Origin of the sequence: uncultured Anaerovibrio sp. (genome assembly GCA_902786545.1) — a bacterium.
In the GTDB taxonomy this organism is placed as follows: domain Bacteria; phylum Bacillota; class Negativicutes; order Selenomonadales; family Selenomonadaceae; genus Anaerovibrio.
The window spans coordinates 1-3,032 of the sequence record CADACU010000084.1 but is presented as its reverse complement, the minus strand read 5'-3'; the positions used below and the strand labels follow the sequence as shown (position 1 = coordinate 3,032).

The window sequence follows — 3,032 nt, the reverse complement described above, 5'->3', positions numbered from 1 at the left end:
ATATATATTAAGCCCCCGGATATAAAGCCATAATTGGTGTATTTATGGGGTCAAAAGAGAAGGAAGTTACATAAGTTTTGCTTTCTCCGGAGGCTTAACAGCCTATTTAGTTTTCTTTCTTTTGATTCTGTCCGGCGTATAGGCTTCCAGTTCGGCTCAAAATATAATACTTGGCCGCCCGGCTGCCCCCGGAAGATTCCCACCTGATAAAACCTTTTTGGGTGAGTTCTTCCCGCGCCCTTTTCACGCTGGCAATGGACATTTTTATGGCAAAAGCTATTTCTGGAACATTCAGGCATAAAGGGTAATGCCACCAGTTTTCGTTGGCCCGATACATCAGGTAGTGCCAAAAGGCCTGTGCATTGGTACTAATCCGGTCACTGTTATGGGCTATGTAAAACTGTTTTATTTCCATAATCCAGCCGTTGCCCCTCTTGGCGGCCATAATCAACCATAGAAAGCTGGAAATTCCGCTTCAATACTGCTTCCCTGCCGCTTCAAAAGCCACTCCTGGGCGGCCTGCAGCGGAATACGAATGGTATGGCCATACTTCAATTTGGGAAATTCGTCTATTTTCAACAGACGACGCACACAGTATTCCGTCAGCCCGGAGGCCTTCGTAAATTCTTTCACGCTAACAAACAGTGTTTCATTGCTATTCATTATAAAAAACTCCTTGTGATGATATTAAATTACAATACAGTTTCAAGATAACCGTACTTAAATTCAACACAACTATAACACACGAAACACCATATGTCCACAAAAATTATATTATTTTTAAAAACATCACTATACAAATCGTATTTAAATATGGTATAGTTATCTCGTACACAATGAGACGCAACGAAACAACACAAAAAGAAACAATGACGGGAGAAAATTCAGATGGAAACTTTTGGTGAGAAGATTAAACGGTTAAGAGTGGACAGCAAGGGATTATCTCTTGGTGAAGCTGCCAAACAGTTTGGCGTTCCAAAATCTACACTAAATAACTGGGAACGAGGGTCATCAAGACCACCTCTGGAAACACTCTGCCGGCTGGCTGATTTCTACAATACCAGTCTTGATTATCTGGCTGGTTATGAGCCGGATCCGGAGCTGGTAGAGCTGACCGCCGCCATCAGGGAACTGCCCCCGCAGCAGCGAGATAATATCAAGGCTTTGATTGATGGACTAAGAAAAAAATAGGCACTGGGCCTATTACTACGGTCTTATCTTATATAGTCTAGTATTATATTGGGGCAAGGGTAAACCGCTACTGGCAAGGCGTAGGGACTATCCACAGGCTCATAATGAGCCACTGGGTGAGCCACTACGCAGACCACTACATAGACCGGTACACGACCCACAACATATACCACAAATCAGAAATATTAACAGCTTATAAAGAGCTTATTCACAAGGAACAATGAGTTTTCCACAGTTTTTTCTGTGGTTATCCACAGTTGTTGTATTTATGGTTTGTGGATATTTTATAAGCGTATCGTATTGAATTATGGCACTTTTCAGTTAAAATTGGATTTGACAGAAGAACAGTTGATGGCGGAATTATTTTTTAAATGCGTATTCATTCCAGTATTTTACTAGATGATTTATGGACAGGAGGGTACATTACATGGCTAGCAAAAAAAAGATAAGACCACGCAGCGAAGGTTCCATTTACTACAATGAAAAGCGCAAAAAATGGGCTGCCCAAATAAGCATTGGAACAGACCCAAAGACCGGAAAAGCAATTCGCCCAATGAAATACTTTAATACTCAAAAAGAAGCCTTGACCTATATCAAGGAAATGAAAGACAAATACTCCCATAACATTCATTATGATGCGGAAAAAATAACAGTCGCGCAGTGGCTGAACAAATGGTTTGAAACCTATAAAATCCCAAAATTAAGGGAAAATACCCAGGTATCATACCGCAGGATTTTGGACATATGTATAAATGCCATTGGTAAAATGAAGCTGGAAAAAGTGACGGCTTCAGATCTTCAGTACATTATTTTTCATAAAATAGGGAGTGACCACTATCGCACTTGCCAGTATTTCCGTACTGTTATTAAACAGGCCTTTGAGCGGGCCAGAAGGGAACACCTGATTATCGAAAATCCCGCAGAATTTTTGGAATTACCGCCAAAGCCGGATAAAAGGCAGTTTATTAAACCTACCCTAGAAATTTGGCGCAAGCTGCTTGACCATGAACCTGGGTTCTATGGTTGGCAGATGGCCATTTATACCGTGTTTATTACCGGTATACGGCGGAGTGAACTCTTGGCCCTGACCTGGGACAGTTTTAAAATTGAGCGGGATAAAAACAATGTGATTACTGGCGGTACCGTGACAATTGACAAGGCTATGGGGATTGGCAATGTAAACCCTGACACGGGGCGGCGCAATATTTATATAGACCGTACTAAGAGCCGTACCAGTGTAAGAACACTTCACCTTCCTGCTGCCTACTGCCGGGAGCTGATAACTTTCAAGAAAAAGCAAAATGCTATCCAGCTGGCATCCAAAAGCTGGGAACACCCGGAAATGCTGTTTACCACCAATGATGGGCGGTATTATAATCCAAATGTTTTCTCCAGCCTTTTTACCAAAGTGTGCAAGGAACTTGCTTTAAACATTACCTTTCATATGCTGCGTCATGATATGGCCACCAGTATGAAAGCATCCCATCGACTGGACTTCAAGGACATTCAGGGACAGCTGGGACACAGCAATATCCAGATTACCCTTGATACCTACACCCACATTCAGGATGAGGATGTGGCGGAAGTAAGTAATTGGCTGGATGAACGCTTTAGTCAGCTGTAAAAAGTGTCTGCAGAATTGTCTGCACTTGGGGAAATACCAAACATAACCAAACAATATGACACGAAATATAATATGGCAGTCAAGTCCTTGAAAACACTGAATTTCACCACGATACACCATCGCACGGATTAAGAGAAAATGTGTTCTATCTAGACTCAAAATCTGCCGTATGCAAATACGTGCCGGTTCGAGTCCGGCCTTCGGCACCACTTGAAAA

General features: G+C 42.2%; 4 protein-coding genes. 2 read left to right on the top strand and 2 right to left on the bottom strand.

The genetic code is table 11. The annotated features are described in order from the left end of the window. Positions 1-106: 106 nt before the first annotated feature. Together QZV24_RS10225 and QZV24_RS10220 are read right to left on the bottom strand one after the other, a co-directional pair. The gene (locus QZV24_RS10225; protein ID WP_294523510.1) at positions 107-415 is read right to left on the bottom strand and encodes a helix-turn-helix domain-containing protein; all 309 of its coding nucleotides are present in this window, start codon (positions 413-415) and stop codon (positions 107-109) included. A 32-nt stretch (positions 416-447) separates the two neighbouring features. After that, positions 448-663 (bottom strand): hypothetical protein, encoded by a 216-nt coding sequence (locus QZV24_RS10220; RefSeq protein WP_294523508.1) that lies wholly within the window; start codon positions 661-663, stop codon positions 448-450. A gap of 225 nt (positions 664-888) precedes the next feature. Here QZV24_RS10220 and QZV24_RS10215 point away from each other — a divergent pair, with 225 nt between their 5' ends. Both QZV24_RS10215 and QZV24_RS10210 read left to right on the top strand, forming a co-directional pair. Next, on the top strand, positions 889-1,191 hold the full coding sequence (locus QZV24_RS10215) for a helix-turn-helix domain-containing protein (protein ID WP_294523506.1): 303 nt from the start codon (positions 889-891) through the stop codon (positions 1,189-1,191). Between the two features lie 427 nt (positions 1,192-1,618). Next, the gene (locus tag QZV24_RS10210; protein ID WP_294523503.1) at positions 1,619-2,815 is read left to right on the top strand and encodes a tyrosine recombinase XerC; all 1,197 of its coding nucleotides are present in this window, start codon (positions 1,619-1,621) and stop codon (positions 2,813-2,815) included. Positions 2,816-3,032: the final 217 nt, after the last annotated feature.

What these genes read in the sequence shown, in the direction of transcription:
- QZV24_RS10225 (WP_294523510.1), bottom strand. Translation starts at nt 415, where the DNA reads ATGGAAATAAAACAGTTTTACATAGCCCATAACAGTGACCGGATTAGT.
- QZV24_RS10220 (WP_294523508.1), bottom strand. Translation starts at nt 663, where the DNA reads ATGAATAGCAATGAAACACTGTTTGTTAGCGTGAAAGAATTTACGAAG.
- QZV24_RS10215 (WP_294523506.1), top strand. Translation starts at nt 889, where the DNA reads ATGGAAACTTTTGGTGAGAAGATTAAACGGTTAAGAGTGGACAGCAAG.
- QZV24_RS10210 (WP_294523503.1), top strand. Translation starts at nt 1,619, where the DNA reads ATGGCTAGCAAAAAAAAGATAAGACCACGCAGCGAAGGTTCCATTTAC.